The sequence below is a fragment of the Marinomonas sp. ef1 genome (genome assembly GCF_002806845.1).
Classification (GTDB): Bacteria; Pseudomonadota; Gammaproteobacteria; order Pseudomonadales; family Marinomonadaceae; genus Marinomonas; species Marinomonas polaris.
In genome coordinates this window covers 68473-93630 of record NZ_NHTT01000002.1, presented here as the reverse complement: position 1 = coordinate 93630, position 25158 = coordinate 68473, and the positions used below count along the sequence as shown (strand labels likewise).

Genomic DNA, 25158 nt, shown 5'->3' with positions numbered 1-25158 from the left:
ATACAAAATTTGTATATGGGGCTTTTTAGTGATTCAAAATCAGATTTAACTTAAAATTATTTAACCATAATGCAAACAGTCACTTCTTCTCTATCATGATAAAGATGCTTAACTTGATACTGATAGCTTACCCCAGCTTTTCTCAGCAAGCCCTCCATGGTCTGCAAGCATAAAGTTACTTCTTGATAACGCTTTTTCATTGGTAGCTTCAGGTTAAAAATAGCCCTTCTAGTCCAACCGCTCGCCAGCCATTTAGCCATCAATTCTGCGACCTTTATTGGGCGCTCGACCATATCACAAACTAACCAGTCCACTGTGTAAGGCGGCTCGTATTTAAAGCCATCGGCCTTTTCATGCTCAACCAGCCCAGTAGACATCAATTCTTTTTGCATAGGACCATTATCGATTGCGATAACATGAATGCCCTTTTTAACAAATTGATAAGTCCAACCACCAGGCGCCGCGCCAAGATCAACTGCCGTCATGCCTTCAGTCAAATCCGCTTCTAGCGTTTGCTCTGGCACAAATTGAAGAAAAGCCTCTTCCAGCTTAAGCGTTGAACGACTCGGACCTGCTGCTGGAAAACGTAAACGACGAATACCCATAGGAAATTCACTACGACAGGCAGCATAAGACACACCCAAATAAGCAGCCTCACCATCCAGCATAAATACATGGTGGCGAACACCTACCGCCTTGTTACGCAAAACGCCTGACCTTTTCCAACCTTCACGCAAAGGTTTTTCCAGTTTCTTTATTAAACCAGACAGGGCTTTAGCGTCATTTGTATCGGCTGTTTCGATCCAAATTTCTTCCGCTAATGGCAACTCACGAGCCGCTTCAAGCAAGGATTCAACTCGACCACCTTGCTCTAATTCAATCACATCATTAACAGCAATAATCTGGCGAGCAAAAATCAGACGATTAAAATTTAATTGCTGGATCAATGTTTCACCAGCGTCCGCCTGATCAAAGTTATACACAATGTAACCCGCATCAGGAACAACCTTAGCGTAGCCATAAAAACCTTTGCTACTAGCCACTTCTGACAATTCCGCCGCACAATCTTTTTCGAAGCCTTGACGACAGTAAACCAAAACATTTTTCATTCAAATTCCTTCTCAGCCAAAGCAAAACTCTGCTGAGTTATATTAATTACTTTTTACCGGGCCATTTTAATAAAGATTCATCAAATTGAGTCGTGACAAAATCAGACAACTCAGACGAAAAATGCTCCCCTGATATAGGAAGGCTGAGATAACTTTTCATCTCACCCCGCCAATTAAACTGCAAAGAGTAGGCATGTAAATACCCTCTGTCAGCTCCTTCTCCGCTGTACCTAAGATCTCCTAAAATAGGCGACCCTAAACTCTTTAATGCCACACGAATTTGGTGCGTTTTACCTGTTAAAGGCCTAACAATAAAAACCCTAAGCCCTTGAAATGCTGAAGAAAAAAACTGTGTAACAGCTAAATTTTCATTATCTTGTGTAAGCTTCCACTGACCTCTTCGGCTCGGCGCCATACCACCCGAGATCGTTCCTTGTTTCTTTTTTGGCTTTTTTACAGACAAGGCCAAATAGCGTTTTTCCATCTCATGGTTTTCAAACATCTTTCCAAATTCTGCAGCAGCTACTGCATGGCAAGCCACTATCAGAAGACCCGATGTCATTTTATCCAAACGATGAACAGGGTAAAAACTTTGATCTGGATAAGAAATCGCCAGGGTTTGCATTACCCCCAGCTCTTCCGACTCAGCATGAAAACTCATACCTGCAGGTTTTTCAACAATCCAATAATCAACAGAGCGAAATAGTATCTGGAGCAAATGAGCCTCATCACGAAAAATAAAGGAAAAATAGATTAGCCAACAAGTTTATCCACAGAGAAAGTGGACAACTCATATGTCAATACAGATAAGTAAATATATTCTAACTTTGATAGTCTGATTGTACAGAAACTCGATTTCGGCCGTTACGCTTAGCCGCATACAAACCTTTATCCGCTTGCGCCAATATTTCTTCATAGCGCGAAACACTTGGTGCAATAGCAGCGACACCAATACTGACAGTAACCGGAATAACAATACCATGCTCGGTTTCTATCAGCATATTTTCGACCGATTGCCTCATCCGCTCCATAACAACCTCTGCGTCTTTTAAAGAAGTGTCTGACATGATGACAATAAATTCTTCGCCACCATAACGACCTATTTCATCTTGAGGCCTTATAACAGACGCCATCATGGCTGATACTTTTGCCAGAACCAAATCGCCTGCTTCGTGCCCAAAAGTATCATTGATCTTTTTAAAGTGGTCTAAATCAACAATAGCAAAGACACATGACTCTCTATTGATAACAGAATCTGCAAAAATATTAACAGCATCCGCCAAGACCTTTCTTCGATTTGAAAGACCAGTAAGCTCATCCATTTCAGCTAAGGTTCGCAAGTGACTATTAACCGACTTCAGTCGGTTTATTACAAGATTAATGACCATGGCGAAATTGAACGAGAGTGCAAGAAATACAAAAATAACAACAACACTTTGATCAAACGAAGTGAGGTAAATCCCTCGCGTATTCAAAAGCTCACACATCAGAAATAAAACAATAGAAATGCTAACTATCCAGTACTTAGCAAAGTTCTGATCTGCCCTGAAGACAACAAAGGAATAAGCAATGACACTGACAAAAAACCAATGAAAACCACTGTTAGTGCCGAAGTAAAACAAGCTAAGAATGGATATTTGAGAAATTTTAAGAATGGGGATTAATAATTGAGCACGAGAAAAATGCCCAATATAGCTGTAACGTAAACCAACCAAACCGATTAATAAACCAACCAAAGAAAAAATAGCAACCGAGGACATTTGACGCAGCGAGAACACAATAAGCATGAACAAACAGCTTATACAGAACATCATGTAGGAAAAATTCACTACATGTTTCTGATTGAGGTCATTTCCAAACTCATCCTCAAAGCCGATATTTAATAGTTTACCTATGATTTTTTTTATCGATGAAAACACAGTACCCTACACTTATTGTCACATTAAAAGCAATTAAGCTTGAATCGCTATATTTTCCATAAAACATGGCTTCTATAAAGCTGAAGTTAAACGCAATATTCTACAGAATATCAATCACTTTTCCTACAATTCAAACAAGGAAAAGCCCCTTGAAGCACAAATATTAAACACATCAAACCCCACCTAGAAAATCCTTCTAAATAAAGACACGCACTTTAATTTTACGTATTGTAAGCCATTACAAATGTGCACTTCGTTGGCATGAATATTGATTAGATAAACCAATATATCAACAAGGCAATCGATTTTATTAACTAGTCGGTCAAATTTATAAAAAAAGACATGATTATCGCCCAAAAAAAGTGCAAATACCGCACCAAAAAAGAGCGTTTTGTTTTATTTTTTTGAACTAACATAAAAAACCAAAGATAAAAAATTAGAAAATGAGCAATTCCACTCACTCAACCTCTAGAAATAAGGTGCTGGAACATTGAAAAAACACAATTTGGTATCACGCCTTGAGCTTGTAAACATTACCAAACAGTATCCTGGCTGCCTTGCCAACGACAACATCAGCATAACGCTGATGCCAGGTGAAATTCATGCCCTGTTAGGAGAAAATGGCGCTGGAAAAAGCACCTTGGTAAAAACCATTTATGGTGTTGTCGCCCCAGATAAGGGCGATATCATTTGGGATGGTAAAGAAGTGAATATTAAATCTCCATCCATTGCCCGTGATTTAGGTATTGGCATGGTGTTTCAGCACTTTTCTTTATTTGAAACGTTGACAGTTAGTCAGAATATAGAATTGTGTTTAAGTAAAACTCAGTTAAATAAAATTGGGGATTTAGCAGCAAGAATTACTCAACTTTCTGAAGAATATGGTTTAAACGTTAATCCAAGCCGATACGTGCATTCACTGTCCATTGGCGAAAGACAGCGTGTTGAAATCATGCGCTGCCTAGTTCAATCGGTAAAACTGCTTATATTGGATGAACCTACCTCCGTTCTCACACCACAAGAAGTCTCTGGATTGTTTGGCGTCTTGCGCACTCTGTCAGAAGAAGGTTGCAGCATTCTATTTATTAGCCACAAACTTCATGAAGTGACGGAAATTTGCCACAAAGCAACCATATTGCGTGGTGGGAAAGTAGTCGACACTTGCGTGCCAAACGAGGAAACGCCAGCCTCTATCGCCAAAATGATGGTTGGCGATCTTGCTGAGCAAGATGCAGGTTACGCAAAAAAAGAAGGCACTGAACGCGCTTTTAATGTTGAAAATTTATCTCTCCCAGCCAAGCAACCTTTTGGTACATCTCTAAAGAACATCAATTTTGAATTAAAGTCTGGCGAAATTCTCGGCATTGCTGGTGTTGCTGGTAATGGTCAAGACGAGTTAATGGCGATTATCAGCGGTGAAGATGAACGTAATGTAAAAAACAGCTTATCACTCGACAGCTTAGACATTGGTCATTTACATGCCGGAGAACGTCGTAAGCTTGGCATGGCCTACGTCCCTGAGGAACGATTAGGTCGAGGAGCTGTTCCAGATATGAGTCTGACAGAAAACACCTTATTAACTCACAGCGATGGCTTTGTAAAAAACGGCCTAGTGGAATGGCAAAGCATCAAAGAATACACCTCAGCACTCATCGCTAAATACAAAGTCAAATGCCATGGCGAGTTCTCAGAAGCCAAAAGCTTAAGTGGTGGCAACTTACAAAAATTCATTATGGGACGAGAAATAGGACAAAACCCTAAAGTGCTTATCTGTGCGCATCCGACCTGGGGTGTAGACGTTGGTGCGGCACTCGCCATTCACCAAGCCTTACTGGAGCTTCGTGATCAAGGTGCTGCCATTTTGCTCATTTCTGAAGATATAGACGAATTGTTTTTACTAGCAGATCGTATGGCTGCAGTTTGCGATGGCCACTTATCTCCAGTGGTAAGAACGGAAGCAACCAACATAGACCAAATCGGACAATGGATGGCGGGAACTTTTATTAATAACTCATCGCTTCACACTCAAGAGGCCAAGGCATGATCCGCATTCAAGCTCGTACCGAGCCAAGCTCATTAATGAAAGTAGCCTCGCCACTTCTTGCTATCGCATTAACGTTAATTTTCGGCTGCATTCTTTTTTCGGCCATTGGTAAATCACCTTCACAAGCCTTACATGTGTTGCTGATTGCGCCATTAGCGGACAGTTATAACATTGGTGAAATGTTCGTCAAAATGGGGCCATTACTACTTTGTGCCGTTGGTTTATCTCTATGTTATCGGGCCAACATGTGGAATATCGGTGCGGAAGGGCAATTACTTGCTGGCGCATTGGGTGGCTCTGCAATGGCGCTTTACTTTATCGATTCAGAATCCGCTTTCGCCCTACCCATCACACTATTAGCTGGCGTAGCTTCTGGCATGATTTGGGCAGCCATTCCCACTTTTTTAAAGTTACGTTTTAACTCAAACTTAATTTTAACCACCATCATGTTTAACTACATTGCATTGTATCTGCTTATTTGGGCTGTACACGGACCTTTAAGAGACCCTCAAGGCTTTGGTTTCCCTGAGTCTGCGATGTTTGCAGACTCAACATTATTACCAACCCTATTTGAGAGCAGTCGAATTCATCTTGGTGTTGCTTTCTCTATTGTGTCTGCTTTTATTGCTTGGTTCATTTTGAGCAAATCCCATCTTGGTTTTCAAATTAGAGTCTTTGGTTCCGATGAGCCAGCAGCGAGATACGCAGGGTTTAGTAGTAAAAAATTAAGTTGGTTTGTTATGTTATTTGCAGGTGCATTAGCTGGGCTAGCCGGTGTCAGTGAAACAACAGGGCCAATAGGACAATTAGTACCCAATGTGTCACCAGGGTACGGTTACTCAGCGATTATTGTAGCCTACTTGGGAAGGCTACATCCTCTTGGCGCTATCCTAGCGGCAGTTTTTATGGCGGTACTTTATATGGGCGGAGACTTAGCTCAAATTGAAATGGGCATTCCCGTTGCAGTGGTCAGTATGTTTCAAGGCGTTTTATTATTCTTTCTTTTGGCTTGTGATTTTTTCATTAACAATCGCCTTGCCTTTTCTAACCAAGCGACAAACTAGGAGATTATTTTGGACTCAGATCTAATCGTACAAATATTGTTTGCCGCTGTAAAAACCGGTACTCCACTACTTTTCATCGCCTTAGGCGAGGTGATTTGCGAAAAATCAGGCGTGTTAAACCTAGGCCAAGAAGGCATGATGCTAATGGGCGCTGTGGTCGGTTTTTTAGCCGCTTATGGTACAGGCAGCGCAGGCTTAGGTGTTCTGGCTGCCATGTTAATGGGTTGCGTAATGAGCTTGATTTTTGCCGTGCTCGTTCTGCATCTAGGTGCAAATCAGGTGGCCACAGGGCTTGCTTTAACGATATTTGGCACAGGGTTAAGCGCTTTTATTGGCTCAGGTGTGGTTGGTCAAACCATTCAAGGCTTCCAACCTATCGCCATTCCATTGCTGTCTGACATCCCGTTTATTGGCAAGATTTTGTTTAGTCATGACATATTGGTGTATTCCTCTTTTGCAATGACCTTTGCACTTATGTTTGTGGTCAACAAAACCCGAATTGGACTAACACTTAAAGCAGTTGGTGAAAACCCTCATGCAGCCAACGCCATTGGCATAAAAGTGCTAAGGGTTCGCTACTTAGCCGTTATGTTTGGTGGTGTAATGGCAGGTATTTCTGGTGCTTATATGTCCTTGGTGTATACACCAATGTGGGTAGAAAACATGACGGCGGGACGAGGCTGGATCGCACTTGCTCTGGTCGTTTTCGCTTCATGGCGTGTTGGTCGAATTATGTTAGGTGCTTACCTCTTCGGTTTGGCCAGTATTATGCATTTAGTTCTTCAAGGTTTGGGCTGGTCTATTTCACCAAACTTACTCGCTATGTTGCCGTATGTTGCAACGGTGGTTGTTATGGTTATTATCAGCGCTGACAAGTTTAAAGAGAAATTACTGGCTCCTAGAGCGCTAGGAAAACCTTTTGATCCAAGACAAATGGCCTGATTTTAAATAAAAATTTAAACATTAAATAAAACGCCCTCGGGCACAAAGGAGCAAGCAATGAAACTTAAAAGTTTACTGGTTAGTCTAGGGCTTTTAGCCGGAGCAAGTATTGCTCAAGCAGAAGAGCCATTGAAAGTGGGTTTTGTCTACGTTGGACCCGTGGGTGATTTAGGCTGGAGTTACGAACATGATATGGGTAGAAAAGGCTTAGAAGAATATTTTGGCGACAAAGTAAAAACCACTTACGTTGAGAACGTTCCAGAAGGTGCGGATGCTGAGCGAGTTATTACTCAACTAGCAAAAGCAGGTAATGACCTAATCTTCACCACATCTTTTGGTTTTATGAACCCAACGGTGAAAGTTGCAAAACGCTTTCCTAAAGTAAAGTTTGAACATGCTACAGGTTACAAGCTTGATAAAAACTTAGGTACTTATGTTCTTCGTACTTATGAAGGTCGATACATCTCCGGCGTCACTGCAGGTATGATGACAAAAACCAACACCATTGGTTATATCGGCTCCTTCCCAATCCCAGAAGTTATTCGTGACATCAACGCAGCTTACATGGGCGCAAAAAGCGTTAACCCTGATGTAAAAATGAAAATTGTATGGGCAAATACTTGGTACGATCCAGGTAAAGAAACTGATGCTGCAAATGCGCTAATGGACCAAGGCGTAGATGTCATGCTACAGCACACAGACAGTCCTGCTCCGCTTATTGCGGCTGAAAAACGTGGTTTACGCGCAATCGGCCAAGCCTCCGATCAAAGCAAGTTTGCGCCTAATGCGCACATTTTTTCTGTTCGTGACAACTGGACACCTTACTACATCAAAGAAGTTCAAGCTGTTATGGATGGCACTTGGAAATCTCAAGATTTCTGGGGTGGATTCCATGATGACATGCTAACACTAGCATCAATTAACCCGAACCTTCCTAAAGATGTTCGCGCTAAAATTGATGCTACTTATGCAGCAATTAAGTCTGGTGAATTCAAACCATTCACAGGTCCAATCAAGGATAACAAAGGCAATGTTGCAGTTCCTGCTAATCATTCGTTAACAGATCAAGAGCTTGCTCAAGTTAACTGGTATGTTGAAGGCATTACTGACGAAATCCCGCATTAATTTTTGTACATTAATTTTTATATACGGCCAGCCCTGCTGGCTGTATATTCTCCTGCTTTTTAAACGACCACTCTTAAACACTGCCAGCCATTCTTTTTCATCTGCGTTTTTATCGTTATATTTAAGAATCCAAGGCACAGCAAAGCAACGAAAGGTAAACCTATGGAAACACTAATCGAACTATCAAAAAAAATGCCCAAGACCGAACTTCATTTACACATTGAAGGTACCTTTGAGCCAGAGCAGATGTTTGCCATAGCACAACGCAATCAGGTTGAATTGAAATACAATACAGTAGACGCCTTAAAAGCAGCCTATCAATTCACCAATTTACAAGACTTCCTAGACCTTTATTACCAAGGCATGTCGGTGCTTCTTCACGAAGCCGATTTTTATGACCTTACGATGGCGTATTTAGAAAAAGTCCACAGTGAAAATGTCGTCCATGTAGAGATATTTTTTGACCCTCAAGGTCATTTATCTCGTGGCGTTAGCTTTGATGTTCAAATCCAAGGTATCTATAAGGCCCTTCAAGATGCAGAGAAAAAGTGGGGGATGACATCCAAGCTAATCATGTCTTTCTTAAGGCATTTAAGTGAAGAAAGCGCATTTGAAACCCTTGAGTTAGCAAAGCCTCACCTAAAATGGATTTACGGCATTGGGTTAGACAGTTCGGAAGTAGGACACCCTCCAGAAAAGTTCTTACGCGTTTTTGAAGAATGCAAAAACCTCGGATTAAAAGTCACTGCACACGCTGGCGAAGAAGGGCCACCAGACTACGTTTGGCAAGCCATTGAGCAAATCGGCGTTGATAGAATCGATCATGGCAACAGAGCACTGGAAGACGACAAGCTTATTGAAGCAATCAAGCAACGAAACTTAACTCTGACGGTTTGCCCACTTTCTAACTTGAAACTTTGTGTCGTTAATGACATGAAAAATCACCCAATAAAAAATATGTTGACGCTCGGCCTAAATGCGACGGTTAATTCGGATGATCCTGCCTATTTTGGTGGTTATATGAACGACAACTATGCCTCATTAATTAACGGTACCAGTATCAGCAAAGAAGAATTATTTCAATTAGCTAAAAATGGCATCACTGGTAGTTGGATGGAAGACCATCACAAAGAACGGCATTTAAAACACTTGAACGCCCTGTTCGAATAACCTGTTTTTTTATCTGCAGCATTGATTAAAGGGAGATTGAATTAATCACTCTTTTGGTCAATGTGGTAAGATGCTGTTTTTTTATATTACCGAATTGAGCTAACCGCATGTCAAACACAATCCTTCTTGATGATACTTTTTACCGCTTACCTAGCAGCGATCGCTATGACCACGTGTTGAACCTTGTAAAAAAAGGCGCTTCTGTATGGACGCTTGCTGACACTGAAGGCTGTTTGATTATAGATCTTGGTAGTGACAAAGTATTACCAATTTGGCCAGCTGAAACCCTAGCGACAGCTTGGGGCGAGAAGGATTATCAAGGCTTCAATAGCCTGGAAATTAACGCAGCAGATTGGGCCGAAAAGTGGCTACCAGGTATGCAAGGCGATGGTTTCTCGGTTGGTGTAGCACCTAATCTTGCTGGTGAGTGCATTGTTTCCTCAGCAGAAGAACATGCAATCGACCTCAAGAGTTAGTAGTAATTACTGATACAAGCGCCATGTACTTTGAATTAAAGAGCTCTAAATTAAAGAGTCATAGAAATAAACTCACACAGTTCGCTGTGTGCGTTGGCTTGTTTGCAGTTTTTCTTATTTATTTTGGTCCGCTATTCTCACAAATAAGCAATGCACTTTCGTCCCAGCCAACCATGGCACCAATGTCTATGGAAAGCATGGAGATGGAAGCCATGGATATGTCAGGGCACGACCATGCAAAAATGCTTTCCGAGCAAGCGAACAGTAAGCAAAAACAGGTAAGCTCTGCACATATTAGTCACCACGGGCATCACGCACATGGTGAAAGCGCTAATTTATTAGAAGCCTGCGGTTATTGTTCCCTGCTCTTCCATTTAAACTGGATTGACGCTAAAACCTTAGAGCTTATTCCACTGACACAAAGCCGCTACCCAAACATGGTAACAGCTACTATTTCGCACAAATATCATGTGCCCTTCACCTCTATCTTACCCAGAGCACCACCAGTAATTTCGGTCTAATTAATACCATAATTAATATCAAAAAAACGACGCAGCCTATTCTGATTTATCACAGAACAGATATTTTTGTGCGCGTCTTTCATGATGATAGAAAAGTGAGATTTTCACTCAGAGGCGTTATTTTGCCCTTTTCTATGAGACGAGAAATTACTATGTCGACAAAAACGAATAACAAGGCATCTGAATCTGCTTCAAATGCTATGCTACTTTTAATTACACGACTGCATTTTTATATTGGTCTTTTTGTTGGGCCCTTTATCTTTGTAGCGGCTCTTACTGGAACTCTCTATGTGATTACGCCGCAGATTGAAAATGCCATCTACAAAGATGTACTAACAACACAAAGCGTGGGCGAAAACCAGCCTTTGTCCCAACAAATTGCAGTAGCTAAGTCTCAGCTAACAAAAGATCTGACCCTATTCGCTGTTCGCCCAGCCCCAGAAAAAGGTGATACAACACGCGTGATGTTTCTTGATAAAGAGGCTGAGCTATCTGGTGCTAGAGCAATATTTATTGATCCAGTCACACTTGAAGTGACAGGCAACTTACCTGTTTACGGTACAAGCGGTGTATTACCCTTTAGAACGACCATAGACTTTATGCATCGCCAATTGCTCTTGGGAGAATTCGGTCGCTATTACAGTGAGCTTGCCGCATCTTGGCTTTGGATTGCTGCACTGGGTGGACTTTTCCTTTGGTACAAGGGGGGCAAGAAAAACAAAGCAGAATTTGCGAGCAAAACAGAGCATCTGCGTAAGCGCCGCCGCCATTATCAAGTTGGTCTTTGCCTTTTTGTTGGTCTGATCTTTGTCTCTATTACGGGATTAACTTGGTCAAAATGGGCTGGCGATAACATTAGTACTTTGCGCAATAGCATTGGCTGGATAACGCCTTCAGTCTCACAAGACCTGACAACTATAGATCACAATATGATGATGTCAGATGAGCATGCTGATCATCTAAATCATTCAAGTCATCACAGCATGCAGACAAAGAAGAAAACGGCGGAAAAATTTGAAAATATTGATGCTCTGTTTGATGGTGTACTCAAGGCAGCAAGAGACGCAGGAATTGATGCCAATAAGCTAGAAATAAGACCTTCATCAACAAAAGACAAAGCATGGCGAGTAAGTGAGATCGATCGGTCATGGCCGACTCAAGTAGACAGTGTCGCAGTTGATGCTAGCACTATGACTGTCACCAGTCGTGCCGATTTTGCCACCTTCCCTATTGTTGCCAAGCTGATTCGCTGGGGCATTGATGCTCACATGGGTGTTTTGTTTGGTGTTGTAAACCAAATAATACTGACGGCATTTGGCTTATCTCTATGCTTCATGATTATTTGGGGTTACAGAATGTGGTGGATTCGCCGCCCGCAGGCCGGATCAACCTCTAAACCATTATTGCAAGCATGGGCAAGATTGACTGGTTTACAAAAAATAATCACCGTACTAATCGCTATTGCACTGGGTATAAGCATGCCAGTTATGGGCGTTAGCTTACTCGTCTTTTTATTAATTGATGTTTATCGCTGGAAGCGTCAATAACTTTATTTCTAACAGCCCAATATTCATCGAGCCAACCACTGGCTCGATGAATATTTTTTACCTCGACGCCTAATATCCCCTTCCGAATACGCCTTATTTTGGCTTTTTCTGGCCTCTTGGCTTGTTATCAGTAAAATACCTGCTCTTATTTCATCACCATCAGAATACGTATTTTATGGACACGCAGTCACTCGCAACACTTACAGAACAAGTTTTTAACAAACTAGCTCAATCACCAAATGGCGTGCAGCGACTATTTCACGGTCGAGGTCGCTGCTTTCCTGGACTAGAACAGATCACTGTGGATTGGCTAGAGGGACAAGTCCTCATTTCTCTTTTCAAAGAACCAACTGCTGATGAACTAGACAAACTGAATGAAGAAATCATCAACTGGACAAGTAGAGCTGAATGGAGTGATAGCAAAGCACAATCGCTATTACTTCAGCACCGAAGCCGTGAACGAAGCCCAACTGAATGCCTCTGGGGGAATTACCAAGAGCAACAGATCGTTAATGAAGAAGGCCTACTTTTTCAACTCGATCTAGGCAAGAATCAGAACTCTGGTCTTTTTCTAGATATGCGATACGGACGACGCTGGGTAAAAGAAAACAGCCAACACAAACGCGTACTCAATCTATTTGCTTATACCTGTGGCTTCTCTGTCGCTGCCATAACGGGTGGTGCAGATTTTGTGGTTAATCTAGATATGGCAAAAGCCGTGCTTACCCGAGGCAGAGAAAATCACAGACTCAACCAACATGATTTAAACTGTGTGAAATTCTTCGCCCATGATATTTTCAAATCGTGGGGAAAAATCAAAAAATATGGCGAATATGATCTTATCATCATAGATCCGCCGACATTTCAGCGCGGCAGCTTTGCGCTAACTAAAGATTATCAAAAAATATTACGACGCTTACCTGAGTTATTAGCTGAAAATGGTCTAGTGCTTGCTTGTGTCAATGATCCAAGCATACCTGCGCAATTTTTAATTGATGGCATGCGTGAAGAAGCTCCAACTTTAGCGTTTCAATACCGACTTGATAATCCGCCAGAGTTTTTGGATATCGACATAGAAAGCGGTTTAAAAGCGCTTATATTTCAGAAAACACCTGATGAAGAAATTAACTAATTAAGGAAGTCACAATGTCTAAAACAACCGTTACATTCGAATACGAGAAAGAAACCAAAAACAGCGTACGCTACCAAGAAGTGCCAGAAGAAGGCAAGGCTCCAATTATGGGATCACTTTACGTTCAAAAGTGGTTTGCGGGCAACAGCAAGACACTAGAAATCACTATAGAGAAAAAAGACTAAGCGCGAATTTTCATTCTTAACTGTATAAAAAACACTCTTCTTCCCTGCCTTTCTACTATCCTATTTTAGACACTTCTAAATAAGATAGTAGAGAAGCTACTCCCCTCGTCACCTAGAACTAGGTAATTTGTCATTTCCCCATAAAAACGCACTCAATATATGAAAAAAATATAAAAAATTTAACATAAAAAACAAAAATACACTTAAAACATTTTTTAATTCACAAAATAAAAGTTGCTATAAATAAATTAGAAACTAAGCTTAGGCTAACTGTTAAATTAATAAAAAGCGAAAGAATTAAAATGGATTTGAAATCAGAATCATTATCAAAGAAAATCAGAATAAAAATCACATATTTTAAATTAACGATATTGATTGCCTTGTACTACGCGTTAGTTATAAACATTCCTTTCTATGTACAACTATATGACGCTTTAGAACGTTCAAACTCTATGAATATTGGTCTTTTTTTATGCATGCCAATTTTTATTTTTTTAATCACAAATATTTTATTTAGTCTGATTAGTTGGCCTTATATTACCAAGCCATTATTTATTTTTTTACTATTAACATCCAGTATTGTAAGTTACGTAATATATAATTATGGAATCTCCGTCGATTACGGAATTATTCAAAACGCATTTGAAACCGATACAGGTGAAGCAGCCTCTTATCTAAGTTTTTATTCCGTATTTTGGGTGGCTATCACAGGCATCATCCCTTCTTTAATGGTAGCGCTAGTAAAAATCAGACCTGAAATTAGCGTGATAAAAAAATCGCTTTCCATCTTCGTTTCTGTCCTTGTTATTTTATCCATTATCTTTTTTTACTTCAAAGATCTGAGCTATATAGGTAGAAAAAACAGCTACTTAAAAGAAATGATTGTCCCTACTTACTACCTTTCAAGCAGTTATAAGTACATAAAGAACACTTATTTTTCCAGCCCTGTCACCTATAAAAAAATTGGTGAGGATGCAAAACAAGCTATAAAGGATCCATCACAAAAACCGACTCTATTTTTCTTTGTACTTGGTGAAACAGCACGCTCACAAAACTATCAGCTAAATGGCTATCCAAGACCAACCAATGAATATACTAGCAAACAAGATGTAATTTCATTTAGAGATGTCGCGTCATGCGGAACTGCAACAGCGGTATCGGTACCTTGTATGTTTTCCGCTCTATCAAGAGATGAATACAAAGAATCTGTCGCCAAACATCAAGATAATGCTATCGACATTCTCAAAAGAGCAGGCATTTCATTACTTTGGAAAGAAAATGATGGTGGTGACAAAGATGTTGCCAACAACATCACTAAAACGACATTAAATCGTGAAGTAGTAAATGAGTTCTGTAATGGTAATAGTTGTTACGATATGGCTCTTTTAGATAATTTAGATTCAGATATAAAAAACATGGAAGGTGATAGGGTTATTTTCATTCATTTAATGGGCAGCCATGGGCCAAATTATTTTAAACGCTATCCAGATGATCAGAAAAAATTCACCCCTGATTGTCAGAGAAATGATGTAGAAAATTGCTCTTCCGAAAGCATTATAAACTCTTACGATAACACTATTCATTACACTGATTTTGTTATCAGTAAACTTATCGACAAACTCAAAGGCGTCAGCGACCAGTATAATACAAGCCTCTTATATCTTTCTGATCACGGCGAATCATTAGGAGAAAATGGCGTATTTTTACACGGACTACCCTACGCATTTGCTCCTATTTATCAAACAAGAGTCCCTCTCATGTTATGGATGTCGGACGGCTTTAAAAAAACTAAAAACATAGATCAAACCTGTCTAAAAAATGAAGCTCAAAACAGCAACATATCGCAAGATTATATCTTTCACTCTCTACTTGGCATCATGGATGTAAAAACATCGACCTATGACCAAGAACTCGATCTTTACAAAAAATGCCGAAAAAACAATGAAAAAGGTTAAGATACACATTATTTTTTACTTTTTATTTACTTTATCTACTATATTCTAGTGCACATATAATAATTTATAGAGATAAGATATGCCAAAAAATAAAAACTCATGGTTACGTGTTCTATCTCCTCTCAAACCGTATTTATGTTTTTTAGCTCTCACCCTACTCTGCTTATCACTTAGTCGTTTGTTATTAATGATCTGGAAATATGATCGAATCGACAGTGCTGCCGATTGGATCACATTGCTTGGTTTCGGCTTACGCATTGATATCGCTTCCATCTCATACATAATCGGCATACCTGCAGTCATCAGTTTACTTATTTCAGGCATTCCCTATATCAATCGTATTTGGGATCTCCTCACTCGAATCTGGCTAACATGCACCTTTGTTTTGCTGATTTTTATGGAAGCCTCTACACCTCCTTTTATTGAAGAATACAGCTTAAGACCAAATCGACTTTTTGTAGAATACTTACTCTATCCGAAAGAAGTATTTTCTATGCTTATCGAAGGCCATAAGCTCACTTTGCTTTTGACGTCATTAATATCCACTATCACTGTCATTTTGGCGTATCAATTTTTTCGTAAACAAAGCATAGTCAAAGTTCCACAGCCTAAATGGTTCGAACGTCCAGTATTAGTCGTTATCATTTTCTGTCTTGCATTTCTTGGCGCTCGTTCAAGCTTGCAGCACAGACCAATCAACCCAAGCTATACGGCATTTACTAACGATCCACTAGTAAATAGCCTAACCCTTAACTCGACTTATTCTCTTATGTACGCCGTAAGCCAAATGGCCGATGAAGTTAGCTCATTTGAACTGTACCCAGAAATGAGCCAGGACAGGGTCATTGCAGAGATCCATAAAGCAATGGGGCTAGATAAAGATCAGTTCACATCTGAAGACCTTCCTACCCTACACATGCAACAAGCTACTCAGCGTTTTGATCGCCCGAAAAATCTTGTTATCATTCTTGAGGAAAGCTTGGGAGCGCAGTTTGTTGGCAGTTTAGGCGGGCTTCCTTTAACGCCTGAATACGATAAATTGGTGCCTGAAGCATGGTCATTCAACAATTTATACGCGACTGGAACTCGTTCGGTACGAGGTATTGAAGCAGTTATAACAGGCTTTGTTCCTACTCCAGCGCGTAGCACGGTAAAACTCCCTAATTCACAAACCAATTTTTTCACTATTGCCAAACTGCTCGGTAAACAAGGTTATGACACCAACTTCATCTATGGTGGTGGCGCTCATTTTGACAACATGAAAACCTTCTTCTTAGGTAACGGCTTCAACTCCATCATCGAAGAAAAAGATTTTGTGAATCCTGAGTTTGTTGGCTCTTGGGGTGTAAGTGATGAAGACCTTTTCACTAAAGCCAATCAAGACTTTGTAGTAAAATCAAAGACAGGGAAACCTTTTTTCAGCTTGGTCTTTAGCTCATCAAACCACGACCCATTTGAATTCCCTGACAACAAAATTGAGCTTTACAATACGCCCAAAGCGACTCGTGAGAATGCGGTCAAATACTCAGACCACTCAATAGGTCACTTTTTTAAACTGGCGAAACAAGAAGACTATTGGAAAGATACGGTATTCTTAGTGGTTGCCGATCATGACGCACGTACAACCCGGTCAGATTTAGTGCCAATTCCAAGCTTTCACATACCAGCTTTAATCATAGGCGATGGAATAAAACCTAAAAGTGATAGCCGATTGGTCAGCCAAATAGACTTGGCACCAACACTTTTGTCATTAATTGGCGTAGATTCAGAACACCCAATGATTGGACAAGACTTAACAAAAGTCGGTGATAATTATGTGGGACGGGCGATTATGCAATTCAATGAAAACCAAGCCTTCTTGAAAGGTAACAAAGTCGTTATTCTACAGCCGAAAAAATCGCCAAAAACCTTTTCCTATAAAGACTTAACATTAACACCAAGTGATGATGTTAGTGAGGATTTAATAAACCAAGCTATTGCACATCCACTGCTAGGTACTTGGCTTTACAACGAAAAAAGATATGACATGCGCAGAAGCAAATAAGTCATGGTTATAAAAATGCCGAGCGAAAACTCGGCTTTTTTATATTTAGAGAATGCCTCAAAGGAGAAGACCTCAAAGCAAGCGACTTTAAATCCCTGCAATACCCTTCTGATACGTCAAAATTTGCCCTTTAAAAGGCGAAGATAGGTAATTTGTAGCATCTGGTTTTCGTTGATGATGAGAATATCCCAAAAGAACCATTTTTTTACTGAAAGGAGCATGGTGACCCCGACCCGGATCCACCAGCAAAACCAAACAATTTGCCGCAGCGTGTTTTTCAATAAAAGCGGATAATAGATCAACATGAAAACGTTCATACAGAATATCACTACCGATAATACAGTCGTATTTGCCTAAATCTGTGCTAGCGTCTTGCCAGCTCGCCCTGATAAAAGGTATAGGCTGATCGCCATTCAAAAGCGTATTTTGCTTAAGGAAATTGCCTGCTTCAGGGTGATAATCCGTTGCCGTAATATTGGCCAATCTATGATTCAATACAAGGCTTGCAAGCCCAATACCACAGCCAACTTCTAGTATTTTTAAACCATCGATTTTATACTCAAACATCAGGTGTGCAAGCACTTCACCAGATGGCCAAATCACACCAAACAAAGGCCATGCCGCAGATGAGATACCAAGATTTAACGCAATATTATCATCATCTGAAAACTCTTGATTATCACGCAGTGTTCGCACATGGATATCGGTCTTATCAAACTCAAGAGTTTGATAACGGACGCGAAAATGAGACATATAAGTCCTAGGTGATGCACGGAAATAGCAAACGCTATTAAACTGAAACACCATACTAGCTGTATTATTTAAAATACCCTAAGTTTAGTTCTCTAGCTTTTTTAAAGTGCCTCATGCTTTGATCGTAAGTTAATTAACCGACCAGCGTTCCAACAGGATATTAATAAATAGATCCGCCGCGGGAGAAACCGATGTAGAGCTTCGCTTTACAAGTCCAATTGAACGATCAATTTTTTTGCCTTTGAGCGGCCTAGAAGTCAGTACCGATGCGCTACTTAATGGCATAGCCAATTTGGGAACAATAGATATACCTAGCCCCATTTCCACTAAACCGAGCGACGTAGAAAGATGTTGAACTTCGTAAAAACTGTTCAGCTGCACTTGATCTCTTGCTAAGGATTTATCCAACAAAATTCGGTTGCCACTGGCACGTCCAACACTGATTAATTTATACGGCTCCATATCCGTCCATGAGACTTCATCTAACTCACATAATGGGTGATCTTTGCGCAAACAAACTACAAATGGATCATCGAGAAGCGGCGTAAAAGACACTTCTGGATGCTGAGCTATGGCCATATTTATACCAAAATCCGCATCTCCGCGAATAACCGACTCCAAACCATGATTGGCACTTTCGTCTAAAATTTGAATACGAATCCCCGGATAACGTTCATTAAAAACATTAATAACACTGGGCAAAAAATAAAATGCAGCAGTAGGGATACAGGCAATAGTGACTTTGCCTTTCTGCTGAGAAGCCATGTCTTTTATGCCTAAAACAGACAGCTCAAATTCCTCTACCATGCGACGAGCTTTTGGCAAAAACTCACGTCCCACAGAGGTTAGCCAAGTTTTCCGAGTCGTTCGTTCAAATAATTGAGTACCTAAAATAGCCTCTAATTTCTGCATTCTTCGGCTCAAAGCAGGTTGAGATAAAAAGGTTAATTCAGCGGCATCATGAAAATTTCCTGTCTCCGCAATACGTATGAAGATAACCAAATCTTTAAATTCTATTTGATGCATTGCCATTCCTATTGATTCGTTTTACACATCAATTATGACGTATCTTTGCATTTGATGCACGAATATAGATTGTGAGACTTTAGCTACAAGCTATTACAACAACAAAGGTTTATCACAATGTCACAAACCATATCTTGCATCATCATGCGCGGCGGCACCTCTAGAGGGCCCTATTTACAGATCTCCGATCTTCCTCAAGACCGAAATGCCTGTGCAGATGTTTTGTTAAAAATTATGGGATCCGGCCATGAACTTCAACTTGATGGCATTGGTGGAGGAAATAGCTTAACAAGCAAAGTGGCGATGGTTGGCGCTTCAACTCACCCAGATGCGGATGTTGATTATTTATTTGCACAAGTAGGCATAGTAGAGAAAACTGTAGACTTTGCGCCAAACTGCGGAAATATGCTTGCTGGTGTTGCGCCTTACGCCATAGAAACTGGCTTATTCCCGGCTAGCGAAGGAACGACGACGGTGCGCATTCACAATCTAAACACCGGAAAGATTATTCATTCAACAGTACAAACTCCTCAAGGCAAAGTAGAATATACCGGAAATACTATTATTAGCGGTACGAACTCGCCTGGCGCCCCAATTCAGTTAACATTTTTGAATGTAGAGGGCGCAAAAACAGGTAAGTTATTACCCACTGGTAGTACTCTGAACCTTATCGATTCGGTAGAAGTTACTTGTATTGATGCTGCGACACCGGTTGTTTTAATCCAAGCAAGTGATCTTGGAAAAACCGGCTATGAAACGCCAGCAGAGCTAGATAACGATATTGAGTTTATGACTCGTTTAGAAGTTATTCGCCTTCAGGCCGGTGAACTAATGGGAATGGGTGATGTTTCAAACTCGGTTATACCTAAGCCTATTTTACTTTCTCCAGCTCGTTTTGATGGAACCATCAATGCTCGCTACTTTGTCCCACATAAATGCCATAAATCATTAGCCGTTACGGGAAGTATCGCTATTGTGACTGCGTGTTGCCTTCCAGGAACCGTAGCCTCAAAACTCATTGGTGATAAAGACTCCGAGTCCCATTTCACCCTTGAACACCCTTCAGGAAAGATCGAGCTTAGCGCTCAACGCAAGGAAGACAATTTATCAGCGTTAAATAGTGTATCGGTAATCCGTACCGCAAGAAAAATACTTTCAGGTACGGTTTATCTTAATTAACCATCAATACAAAAAATAATAAACGTATTAAACATTCATAAAAACAAGAAAGGTGAATTCAATGAAAAAACTTTCTAAGCTCTTAGGGGTTTCTGTCTTAACTTTTGGCTGCCTATTGGCGTTACCAACAAAAGCACAAGATACTGAACTTCCGTCAACCATTAACTGGACGATTCCATTTGGAGTCGGTGGCGGCACCGATGTTTGGGCTCGCTTTGTTGCACCCCATTTAACTAAAAGCCTACCAGGAAACCCAACAGTGGTTATAAAGAACCAACCTGGTGGTGGCTCGATCACAGGCACTAACCTATTTTTTCAACGCGCAAAAAGTAATGGCGAAGATATCCTAGGAACTTCAGCATCAACACTGTATCCATTCATGTTAGGGGATAAACGTGTTCGCTATAACTTTGATAAATGGATTCCGTTGATGGCTAGCCCTACAGGCGGAGTTGTCTACGTACAACCAGATCTTGGAGTAGCCTCAGCGAATGATATTACTAAATTAAATGGTGTTACGTTACCTTTTGGCTCTCAAAGCCCAACAGGGTTGGAGTTACCGGTCTTTTTGGCTTTCGAAATGCTAGGGCTTGATATAAAGCCTGTTTTTGGTATGAAAAGCCGCGGTGCTGGCCGTCTTGCATTTGAGCGAGGTGAAGCAAAAATAGATTTTCAAACGTCTTCTGCATACTTAAGCTCTGTCGTTGATCTTGTTGATAATAAAAAAGCAGTTCCACTATTTTCATTAGGTATTCTAAATAATAAGGGCGAAATCGTTAGAGATCCTGCTTTTGCAGACCTTCCGACATTTGAAGAGGTCTATTTCAAAAAATTTGGTAAACAACCATCTGGTATGGAATATACGGCTTATAAAAAATTCTTAGCGGCTGGATTTGCCTTTCAAAAGGTGATCTTCATACCTGCGGATACACCAAATGACATTATTCAGACATATCAAAAAGCTGTTAAACAGATGCTACAAGATCCTGCCTTTATCAAGGATTCAGAGATACAAGTAGGGCCTTATGAAAACATTGTAGGTATTGATGCCGCTCAATATCTTAGCGATGCCATTACCGTTTCTCCTGAGTTGTACACTTGGATTTCCGATTGGCTAAAAACGAAATTTGATTACAAGCTGTAGTTTTAAATTAGGAGTGATTATTAATGATTGAGTTCCTCAGCGCCCTGGATCAAATAATGTCAGTTACCCATCTAACCTACCTAATTGCTGGTGTTTTAGTTGGATTAGTAGTCGGCATTATTCCCGGACTTGGTGGCATCGCCGGTATGTCTTTACTTTTACCTTTTTTATATGGGATGGAACCTTCCGTTGGTCTTGGTATGCTGATGGGACTCGTTGCGGTAATACCAACGGGGGATACATTTACCTCAGTTTTGATGGGCATTCCCGGCTCAAGTTCATCACAAGCTACGGTTATGGATGGCTTTCCTTTAGCGAAAAAAGGGCAAGCGGCTCGCGCATTGTCCGCCGCTTTCTTATCATCCATGATAGGTGGTGTTGTTGGTGCAATTGTATTAAGCGTATTTATACTCGTCGCACGACCTGTAGTTTTGGCTTTCTCCTCGGCTGAGCTATTTATGCTTACGCTGTTAGGGCTAAGCGTTGTCGCCGCTCTTTCGGGCGGTAATGTCTACAAAGGCTTGGCAGCTTGTGGATTTGGTCTTTTGGTAGGCGCTATTGGCGGAGCTCCAGCAACAGGAGAGTTCCGCTTCACTCTAGATATCGACTATCTGTATGACGGGATTCCATTAGTTGTGGTTGGTTTGGGGATTTTTGCTTTACCTGAGATCATCAGCTTATTAGTGAAAAATAGCGCAATTGCCTCTTCACCAAATAAACTTGGTCACGGCTTAAAGCAGGGCTTCAAAGATGTTTTTGCTAACCTTCCACTGGTTGGTAAATCCTCTATCTTTGGGAGTTTAATTGGCGCGATTCCAGGCCTAGGTGGATCAGTTGTAGATTGGATGACATACAGCTTTGCCATCAACTCTAGTAAAGACTCGTCTCAATTTGGAAAAGGTGATATTCGTGGTGTCATCGCTCCTGAATCTGCCAATAACGCCTGCGCATCAGGAAGCATGATTCCGACCATTTTATTCGGTGTACCTGGTTCTGGCGCGGCGGCGGTTTTTCTAGGCGGTATGTTATTGCTTGGTATCCAACCGGGCGTATCAATGATAACGACTCACCTTGACCTGACATACACGATTATTTGGTCTCTTGCTCTTGCCAATATTCTGGGCGCATTATTCTGTATTTGTTTTACACGTCCAATATCGCTACTCACTTACATTAAATTTTCGGTACTTACGCCTATTATTTTGACCCTTATCTTGTTTGCTGCCTATCAAGCAACTCGAAGCTTAGGTGACTTTATTTTATTAGGTGTCGTGGCAGCTCTCGGCGTCATGATGAAAGGTGCGAATTGGCCTAGACCGGCATTTTTAATTGGCTTTGTATTATCTTCAGGAGCAGAGAACTACTTCTTCCAAAGCATCCAATTTTACGGTTACTCTTGGTTTTTACGTCCTGGAGTAATTGCTATTGCCGCACTCATTATTGTTGGTTTCGTACTACCTCCTATTTTGAAAAAAAGGCAGCAGAAGAATGATGTGAAAGCAGAACCAACGCCACAAGAAACTAAAAAAGACACTGTTTCTTTGGCAGATTGGGGGATAATCGCAATTATGAGCGTATGTGCTATTTATGCTCTCGTGAATGTTTGGGACTCATCCATGCTAACAAAAGCATTTCCCATCATTGCCATAGCAATTATCTTGTTTTCAGTAGTAATGATTGTGAGTAAATACATTAGAGTAAAACACACAAGAATTCCGTCTGATCTCACCATGAATTTGATATATATAGCTGGCTTCTTTTTCATTGCTTATGGGTATTACTTGTTTGGCTTCATTACAACAACCTTTGTATTTTCACTCTTGTTCTTGAAGTTCTTAGCAAAAGCGTCTTATCTAAAATCAACGACTATTGCTATTTGCTTGGTCATATTTTTAGTCACTATTGGTAGAGTGATGAATGTAGACTTCCCTGAAGGTCTCTTTGACCCCTATCTATTAAGCGCAATCAAAACCTTTATCTAGGTACTCCAGCGCCTAGAACCTATCCCGATGCAACTATCTTTGCATCGGGATTTTTTTTGTGAAATATCCCCCTTCTATCTTTTACAAATAGATCTCATTTCTTTTTCATGTTAAATTCGCCCCACTTAAGTGCACTTTTCATGCGCAATTTACATTTCCAACGGTAACATTCCGCATAATGGCAGCGGCAATTCCCACAACCGCCGCACTCTAGTATCCATACAACAACTAAAAAAGCTCTCAGAGCTAATCTTATCGAGGACTATCTATGCAAGCATTCATTGATTTCTTAAACGGAGTCATTTGGAGCCCTGCCCTAATTTATCTATGTTTAGGCGCGGGCTTGTTTTATTCAATACTTACACGTTTTGCTCAAGTTCGTCATTTCAAAGAAATGTGCTCGCTTTTGTTCAATTCTAACGATTCAGACAAAGGCATTTCTTCTTTCCAAGCACTCGCGGTATCGCTATCTGGTCGTGTTGGTACAGGTAACATTGCAGGTGTTGCTGCGGCCATTGGTTTTGGTGGTCCAGGTGCGATTTTCTGGATGTGGGTCGTTGCTTTCTTAGGCGCAAGCACGGCTTATGCGGAATCCACTTTAGGTCAGCTTTATAAAGTCAGCGAAGGTGGTCAATACCGTGGTGGTCCAGCTTATTACTTCGAGCGCTGCCTTGGCTGGCGTTGGTTAGGCATATTATTTGCCTTGTCATCTATTCTTGCTTGTGGTGTTTTCTTGCCTGGCATTCAAGCAAACTCTGTTGGCAACGCTGTCGTACAAATCTTCGGCGAAGGTGTTGTTGTATCAAGCTCATTCGGTGACGTAGGTTCAACTAAATTAGTTGCCTTAGCTGTTATCTTGGTTGTCTTGGCATTCATCATCTTTGGTGGCATCAAACGTATCGCGAACTTCACTCAGATAATCGTGCCATTCATGGCGCTTGGTTACATTGTGATGGCGTTGATCGTTGTTTTCCTAAACCTAGATAAAGTACCAGGTATTTTCGGCTTAATCTTCTCTGATGCATTTACTGCACAAGCAGGTTTTGGTGCGGCAATTGGTTGGGGTGTAAAACGTGGAGTTTACTCTAACGAAGCCGGTCAAGGTACTGGACCTCATGCTGCCGCTGCGGCAGAAGTTCAACACCCTGCACAACAAGGTCTTGTTCAAGCTTTCTCTGTTTACGTTGATACACTATTCATCTGTACAGCTACGGCTCTGATGATTTTGATCACACAACAATACAACGTCCAAGGCTCTTTGCCTGACGGTCAATTCATCGTACAAAACGTTGATCCTTCTACTATCATTGCGTCTCCTGCCTTCACTCAAATGGCACTGGCAAGCGTATTTGGTAGTTCAGGTCCAGTCTTTGTGGGCATCGCATTGTTCTTCTTCGCATTCACGACTATTTTGGCGTATTACTACATCGCTGAAACTAACGTAGCTTACCTACGTCGTGCGTTGAACATCAACGTGTCACTAACCTTCGTAAAACTGCTTATCATGTTCATGGTAGCTTACGGTACAGTTAATACTGCAGGTTACATCTGGAACCTAGGTGACGTTGGCGTAGGCTTAATGGCTTGGTTAAACATCGTTGGTATCATCACTATCTTCTTCATGGCAAAACCAACCATGAAAGCATTGCGTGATTACGAAGACCAAAAAGCATCTGGCGTAACTGAATACACCTTTAACCCTAAAGCACTTGGTATCAAAGGCGCGGAGTTCTGGGAAAAACGTTACGACAAGCAACAAGCTGAAAAAGCTGCCGACAAAAAATAGTCATTAAGCTTTTAAGTAAAAAATTGATATAAAAAAGGGTCACTTCAAAGTGACC

The 25158-nt window shown here is 40.9% G+C and carries 21 protein-coding genes; 16 read left to right on the top strand and 5 right to left on the bottom strand.

The features are described from left to right. Positions 1 to 56: 56 nt before the first annotated feature. The 3 genes from rlmM to CCS02_RS02860 form a co-directional block, all read right to left on the bottom strand. Complete coding sequence (gene rlmM, locus CCS02_RS02870) at positions 57 to 1109, bottom strand: 23S rRNA (cytidine(2498)-2'-O)-methyltransferase RlmM (protein ID WP_100187782.1); 1053 nt, start codon at positions 1107 to 1109, stop codon at positions 57 to 59. A 46-nt stretch (positions 1110 to 1155) separates the two neighbouring features. Then, on the bottom strand, positions 1156 to 1827 hold the full coding sequence (locus CCS02_RS02865; RefSeq protein WP_100187781.1) for a TIGR01621 family pseudouridine synthase: 672 nt from the start codon (positions 1825 to 1827) through the stop codon (positions 1156 to 1158). Between the two features lie 103 nt (positions 1828 to 1930). Beyond that, positions 1931 to 2896, bottom strand: a complete 966-nt coding sequence (locus CCS02_RS02860; protein WP_232728802.1) for a GGDEF domain-containing protein — start codon at positions 2894 to 2896, stop codon at positions 1931 to 1933. A 622-nt stretch (positions 2897 to 3518) separates the two neighbouring features. Between CCS02_RS02860 and CCS02_RS02855 the strand changes: the two genes are divergently transcribed. From CCS02_RS02855 to CCS02_RS02805, 12 genes are all read left to right on the top strand, one after another. Continuing rightward, the gene (locus CCS02_RS02855) at positions 3519 to 5072 is read left to right on the top strand and encodes an ABC transporter ATP-binding protein (RefSeq protein WP_084122509.1); all 1554 of its coding nucleotides are present in this window, start codon (positions 3519 to 3521) and stop codon (positions 5070 to 5072) included. After that, positions 5069 to 6136 carry an ABC transporter permease gene (locus CCS02_RS02850; protein WP_100635682.1) on the top strand — a complete coding sequence of 356 codons (1068 nt, stop codon included), beginning with the start codon at positions 5069 to 5071 and terminating at the stop codon, positions 6134 to 6136. Before CCS02_RS02855 ends, CCS02_RS02850 begins: the two co-directional genes overlap by 4 nt. Before the next feature lie 9 nt (positions 6137 to 6145). Beyond that, a complete protein-coding gene (locus CCS02_RS02845) occupies positions 6146 to 7078 on the top strand; it encodes an ABC transporter permease (protein WP_012069627.1) in 933 nt (310 codons plus the stop codon). Between the two features lie 57 nt (positions 7079 to 7135). Then, on the top strand, positions 7136 to 8203 hold the full coding sequence (locus CCS02_RS02840) for a BMP family ABC transporter substrate-binding protein (protein ID WP_072840911.1): 1068 nt from the start codon (positions 7136 to 7138) through the stop codon (positions 8201 to 8203). A 162-nt stretch (positions 8204 to 8365) separates the two neighbouring features. Next, on the top strand, positions 8366 to 9373 hold the full coding sequence (locus CCS02_RS02835) for an adenosine deaminase (RefSeq protein WP_100187776.1): 1008 nt from the start codon (positions 8366 to 8368) through the stop codon (positions 9371 to 9373). 107 nt (positions 9374 to 9480) lie between these two features. Beyond that, positions 9481 to 9849 carry a DUF2750 domain-containing protein gene (locus tag CCS02_RS02830; RefSeq protein ID WP_072840909.1) on the top strand — a complete coding sequence of 123 codons (369 nt, stop codon included), beginning with the start codon at positions 9481 to 9483 and terminating at the stop codon, positions 9847 to 9849. A gap of 98 nt (positions 9850 to 9947) precedes the next feature. Beyond that, on the top strand, positions 9948 to 10370 hold the full coding sequence (locus CCS02_RS02825) for a DUF2946 domain-containing protein (RefSeq protein ID WP_157807966.1): 423 nt from the start codon (positions 9948 to 9950) through the stop codon (positions 10368 to 10370). 152 nt (positions 10371 to 10522) lie between these two features. Continuing rightward, on the top strand, positions 10523 to 11917 hold the full coding sequence (locus CCS02_RS02820) for a PepSY-associated TM helix domain-containing protein (protein WP_100635679.1): 1395 nt from the start codon (positions 10523 to 10525) through the stop codon (positions 11915 to 11917). 175 nt (positions 11918 to 12092) lie between these two features. Continuing rightward, positions 12093 to 13049, top strand: coding sequence for a class I SAM-dependent methyltransferase (locus tag CCS02_RS02815; protein ID WP_100635677.1), 957 nt, complete (start codon positions 12093 to 12095; stop codon positions 13047 to 13049). Between the two features lie 14 nt (positions 13050 to 13063). Then, positions 13064 to 13234 carry a hypothetical protein gene (locus tag CCS02_RS22220; RefSeq protein WP_012069620.1) on the top strand — a complete coding sequence of 57 codons (171 nt, stop codon included), beginning with the start codon at positions 13064 to 13066 and terminating at the stop codon, positions 13232 to 13234. Between the two features lie 302 nt (positions 13235 to 13536). Further along, positions 13537 to 15189, top strand: coding sequence for a phosphoethanolamine transferase (locus CCS02_RS02810; RefSeq protein ID WP_100635676.1), 1653 nt, complete (start codon positions 13537 to 13539; stop codon positions 15187 to 15189). A 79-nt stretch (positions 15190 to 15268) separates the two neighbouring features. Then, positions 15269 to 17233, top strand: a complete 1965-nt coding sequence (locus CCS02_RS02805; protein ID WP_100635674.1) for an LTA synthase family protein — start codon at positions 15269 to 15271, stop codon at positions 17231 to 17233. Positions 17234 to 17320: 87 nt separating this feature from the next. Here CCS02_RS02805 and CCS02_RS02800 read toward each other — a convergent pair whose 3' ends face one another. Together CCS02_RS02800 and CCS02_RS02795 are read right to left on the bottom strand one after the other, a co-directional pair. Beyond that, a complete protein-coding gene (locus CCS02_RS02800) occupies positions 17321 to 17986 on the bottom strand; it encodes a class I SAM-dependent methyltransferase (RefSeq protein WP_100635673.1) in 666 nt (221 codons plus the stop codon). 129 nt (positions 17987 to 18115) lie between these two features. After that, positions 18116 to 19012 carry a LysR family transcriptional regulator gene (locus tag CCS02_RS02795; protein WP_072840902.1) on the bottom strand — a complete coding sequence of 299 codons (897 nt, stop codon included), beginning with the start codon at positions 19010 to 19012 and terminating at the stop codon, positions 18116 to 18118. Positions 19013 to 19129: 117 nt separating this feature from the next. Here CCS02_RS02795 and CCS02_RS02790 point away from each other — a divergent pair, with 117 nt between their 5' ends. From CCS02_RS02790 to CCS02_RS02775, 4 genes are all read left to right on the top strand, one after another. Then, positions 19130 to 20191: a 4-oxalomesaconate tautomerase gene (locus CCS02_RS02790; protein ID WP_100187769.1), complete on the top strand. Its 1062-nt coding sequence runs from the start codon at positions 19130 to 19132 to the stop codon at positions 20189 to 20191. 61 nt (positions 20192 to 20252) lie between these two features. After that, complete coding sequence (locus CCS02_RS02785) at positions 20253 to 21335, top strand: Bug family tripartite tricarboxylate transporter substrate binding protein (RefSeq protein WP_072840900.1); 1083 nt, start codon at positions 20253 to 20255, stop codon at positions 21333 to 21335. 23 nt (positions 21336 to 21358) lie between these two features. Then, positions 21359 to 23317: a tripartite tricarboxylate transporter permease gene (locus CCS02_RS02780; protein ID WP_100635671.1), complete on the top strand. Its 1959-nt coding sequence runs from the start codon at positions 21359 to 21361 to the stop codon at positions 23315 to 23317. 268 nt (positions 23318 to 23585) lie between these two features. Further along, positions 23586 to 25103 carry an alanine/glycine:cation symporter family protein gene (locus CCS02_RS02775; protein ID WP_072840898.1) on the top strand — a complete coding sequence of 506 codons (1518 nt, stop codon included), beginning with the start codon at positions 23586 to 23588 and terminating at the stop codon, positions 25101 to 25103. Positions 25104 to 25158 lie beyond the last annotated feature (55 nt).